5 protein-coding genes are annotated in these 4,251 nt (G+C 57.8%); 3 read left to right on the forward strand and 2 right to left on the reverse strand.

Annotated features, from left to right (window positions below; all coding sequences use genetic code 11):
* From IRZ24_RS17370 to IRZ24_RS17380, 3 genes are all read left to right on the forward strand, one after another.
* Positions 1-997 (forward strand): LysR family transcriptional regulator (locus IRZ24_RS17370; RefSeq protein WP_297166989.1); only part of this gene is annotated, 997 nt, incomplete at its 5' end.
* A 123-nt stretch (positions 998-1,120) separates the two neighbouring features.
* Positions 1,121-2,290 carry an acyl-CoA dehydrogenase family protein gene (locus tag IRZ24_RS17375; RefSeq protein WP_297166992.1) on the forward strand — a complete coding sequence of 390 codons (1,170 nt, stop codon included), beginning with the start codon at positions 1,121-1,123 and terminating at the stop codon, positions 2,288-2,290.
* Positions 2,291-2,335: 45 nt separating this feature from the next.
* A complete protein-coding gene (locus IRZ24_RS17380; RefSeq protein ID WP_297166995.1) occupies positions 2,336-2,851 on the forward strand; it encodes a MaoC family dehydratase in 516 nt (171 codons plus the stop codon).
* Between the two features lie 169 nt (positions 2,852-3,020).
* Here IRZ24_RS17380 and IRZ24_RS17385 read toward each other — a convergent pair whose 3' ends face one another.
* Positions 3,021-3,929, reverse strand: a complete 909-nt coding sequence (locus IRZ24_RS17385) for a CoA ester lyase (protein WP_297166998.1) — start codon at positions 3,927-3,929, stop codon at positions 3,021-3,023.
* Between the two features lie 116 nt (positions 3,930-4,045).
* On the reverse strand, positions 4,046-4,251 hold a 206-nt coding region (locus tag IRZ24_RS17390), incomplete at its 5' end, for a hypothetical protein (RefSeq protein WP_297167000.1).

Below are 4,251 nucleotides of genomic sequence, written 5' to 3' on the forward strand. Positions count from 1 at the left end.
TCTGGGTATCTGTTCTTTCTGCATCTTTCACCTACCTTGTGGAATTTCCATTGCCTTGCCAGGAGACCCCATGCGCACGCTTAATCTGCATCAGCTCGCAACGTTCCAGGTGGTCGCCAAACATTGTAGCTTCGTCCGTGCCGCTGAGGAACTCCATTTCAGCCAGCCTGCTGTCTCCGCTCAGATTCGTCAGCTTGAGGAAAGTCTGGGCGTTAAGCTCTTCGATCAGATTGGACGTAAGACTCATTTGACGCAAGCCGGCGAAGAACTCTATCTCTACAGTCAGAAGATTTTCTCTGTCATTGAGGAGGCTCTAGAGGTTATTGAGTCACTGCGCAGCCCCCACTATGGGCGGCTCAGTGTCGCTGCCGATACGACAGTCGGCTCTTATGTCATTCCGCGCCTGCTCGGCAAGTTCCACCAGATGTATCCCGAGGTAGAGATTACCTTGAACGTGCTGAATCGGGCCGCCGTGGTAGAGGCTCTGGCCAATAATCGGATCGATATCGCCGTGGTTGGACGCGTGCCCGATGATATACCGGTGGTCATCGAACCCTTTGCCTTTAATGAGCTAGTACTCGTCGCCGCCCCTACGCATCGTCTTGCAGGACGCAGCAAGGTGCCGTTCGAGGAGGTGACGCGCGAGACCTTCCTCCTGCGTGAGGTTGGTTCCGGCACCCGCGCAGCCTTGGAGGGCCTCTTTCAGGAGGCCGGCGTCCCTTTGAAGGTAGCGATGCAGGTAGGGAATAACAGTGCCATTAAGCAGGGTGTAGCCGCTGGCCTGGGCATCGCCCTGATCTCACGAGTGGCTATCGATATGGAGCTAGAGACGGGGCGCCTGGTCATTCTCGACGTCGAGGGCTTTCCCATCATTCGCCAGTGGCGCATCGTGCATTTAAAGGATAAGAATCTTTCAGCTACGGCTCGCGCGTTTAAGCTCTTCCTTCTGCAGCACGCCGATAAGCGACTGCGCAAGCAGGAACCCCCTCGCTCCTAGTGCCGACTGCCACTCGTCTGCCTGGTCGCTCATCTGCCACCGGGGAGCGAGGGCCGGGCGGCTCCGTGGAGCAAAGCAGCACTCTATTGTAGCGCATGCCAGCGCATGTAAAGGAGGCCATCAATGGAGATGCCATCAGGCTCCGATGAGGAGCGGCGCCTGCTGGTTGCCGAGGTTAGGCACTTTGTGGAGCGGGCAGTGCTACCGGTTGCCCGGCAACTGGAGCACGAGGACCGCTATCCGAGTGAGCTGATCGAAGAGCTACGACAGCTCGGTCTCTTTGCTGCGACTATTCCCGAGACCTACGGTGGTCTGGGCTTGGACCTGCTCACCTATGTCCAGCTCGTTGAGGAGCTAGCTCGTGGCTGGATGAGCTTGGCTGGTATTCTCAATACCCATGTGCTGGTGGCTGCGATGATCGCTCAGTATGGAACTGACGAGCAGCGCCAGCGCTTTCTGCCAGTGATGGCCGAAGGGAGACGCCGGGGCGCCCTTTGTCTCTCGGAGGCCGAGGCGGGAAGCGACGTTCAGGCCATTCGTATGACAGCGGTGCGCGCCGGTCAAGACTACTTGCTCAATGGGGCGAAACTGTGGGTAACCAATGGAGTCTATGCCAGTATTCTGGCAGTGCTAGCGCGCACCGATCCTCAGGCTCAGCCTCCTTATCGTGGCATGAGCCTCTTTCTGGTCGAGAAGGAGACGCCAGGTCTGCGCATAGGCCGCACCTTCGAGAAGTTAGGTTATAAGGGTGTGGACACCGCTGAGCTGGTCTTTGAGGAGGTGCGTGTGCCAGCCGCGAATCTGCTCGGCGGCGTTGAGGGCCAGGGCTTCAAACAGGCGATGAGTGGCCTGGAAATCGGGCGCCTCAATGTGGCCGCTCGTGCCGTAGGCCTGGCCCGCGCCGCCTTCGAGGATGCGATCCGCTACGCTCAGCAACGCCGTACCTTCGGGCGCCCTATCTCTGAACATCAGGCGATCCAGCTCAAGCTCGCCGATATGTATACGGAGATCGAAGCCGCACGCTTGCTGCTCCATGAGGCCGCTCGCAAAAAGGAGGCCGGCGGACGCTGCGACCTCGAAACCGGCATGGCCAAATTGTTCGCTACTGAGATGTGCCAGCGTGTGACATTGGAGGCGCTGCGTATCCACGGCGGCTTTGGCTATGTCAAAGAGTTCAATGTCGAGCGCTATTATCGCGATGCCCCTTTTATGCTGATCGGTGAAGGAACCAGCGAAATCCAGCGCCTGATCATCGCTCGCCAGCTTCTCCAGCGTTATGCGCTCGATAGGTAATGCTCCCCCCGGGTCTGAGCTAGCACGCAAAAGGAGAGAAGTATTATGTCGTTCGGTCGCTGCTATGAGGATTTTGAGGTCGGAGACGTCTATAAGCATTGGCCAGGACGCACTATCACCGAGTATGATGATATGCTCTTCTGCATGTTGACCATGAATCATAATCCGCTGCATATCGACGCTAACTATGCTGCGCACACGCAACACAAGCAGCGGTTGGTCGTAGGTGCCCTGGTCTTTAGCATCGTGCTTGGCATGTCTGTACCGGACGTGAGCGGAAAGGCCATCGCCAACCTCGAGTTTGAGGAGGTGAAGCATCTCGCTCCTACTTTCCACGGCGATACAATTTATGCTGAGTCGCGTGTCCTCGATAAGCGGCTGTCGACCAGCAAGCCGGATCGCGGCATTGTGACGGTCGAGACGGTCGCCTATAATCAGCGCGGGCAAAAGGTGCTCTCCTACCGACGGCGCGTGTTGGTGCCTACGCGTGCCCTGGATGAGGAGCTGCAACGCCAGATTTGGGCGAAAATTGAGCAGGGACGTGACGGCACTAGCGTGTAGCTTGACGACAGCCTTATCTTTAGTCGAGGCATCTCAGCCCGGCTCGCACACGACGCAGTGGAGGCAGGCAGCAGTAGGCGCAGATAGGCAACCCGAGAGAAGGCTCAAGCGAGCGGCCCCTCTCCTTATGCCGGCTCATGCCTGCTGGCCTGCCTTCCTGGCCAGCTTGCTAGCGGCCCAGTAGCTCAGCGCGGGCGATGAGTTGCCGGGCATTGCGCACCAGGGCCATATCGATCATGCGGCCATCGACTTCGATGGCGCCTTGCCCTGTACGCTGGGCCTCTTCATAGAGAGCGATCAGCCGTCGGGCCTGGGCTACCTGTTCGGGCACAGGTGAGAAGACTTCGTTAGCGATGGGTATCTGCTCGGGATGAATAGCCCATTTGCCGCTGAAGCCCAGCACGCTTGCTCGCAGACACTCGCGCCGGTAGCCTTCGAGATTGCGGATGTTGACGTAGGGGCCGTCAATGGCTTCGAGGCCAGCCGCACGTGCTGCAATGACAATCTTGTTGCGCGCATAATGCCAGAGATCACCAGGGTAGGTGTCGAAGTCATTGCCGATATATTTGAGATCGATGCCCTGGGAGGCAGCGTAGTCGGCAGGACCAAAGATGAGGGCCTCCAGACGCGGACTCGCTCGGGCAATCTTTTCAACATTGATCAGGGCTTCTGTCTCTTCAATCAAGACTTCCAGACCGATGGACCGCGTCAGCCTGCAGCGTTTCTCGATTTGCGTTAGCAAGCGATCAACCCACCAGACATCACGTGCGCGTTTGACCTTGGGCACGATCAAGATGTCAAGGTGTTCTCCCGCTTCCTCAACGAGCGCAATAATGTCGCGATAGGCATATTCGCTCTCAAGATCGTTGATCCGCACTGCTCGGGTCTTACCCGCCCAATCCAGTGAGCGCAGGGCTTCGATGGCTTGGACTCGTGCTTTGTCTTTCTCAGCCGGGGAGACGGAGTCCTCCAGGTCTAGCATGACAAGATCAGCCTGACTCGCCGCCGCCTTCTGCAGCATGTGCGCATTGCTGGCCGGTGTTGATAGTTCGCTACGTCTCAGGCGCACTGTGCTCATGATCGTTGTGTCCTTTCCTTCGCCCGCTCGCTGCTCGGGGAACAGCCAACGTACTAGGGCAAGACAAAAGCTACTCCGATCTTCCCTCTATCATACCACCTCCTTGCCCGCCGCCCTTAAGCTTGACGCTTCATTGCCAGGCGGCCGCTTTGCTCCCCATCCGCATCTGGCCAACCCTTCAGCAAGAGGGTCAACAGGCCAGCGAGGCAGGCGTCAGATGGAATACAAATCAAGTAATCAAGTAACATTGATACGCTAATCATCATAGAGATGCGTGTGGCAGCAGGGCAGTCAGACAGAGTAGCGATGGTCAGGCTAGGCC

Origin of the sequence: Thermogemmatispora sp. (assembly GCF_019683755.1) — a bacterium.
Lineage (GTDB): Bacteria > Chloroflexota > Ktedonobacteria > Ktedonobacterales > Ktedonobacteraceae > Thermogemmatispora.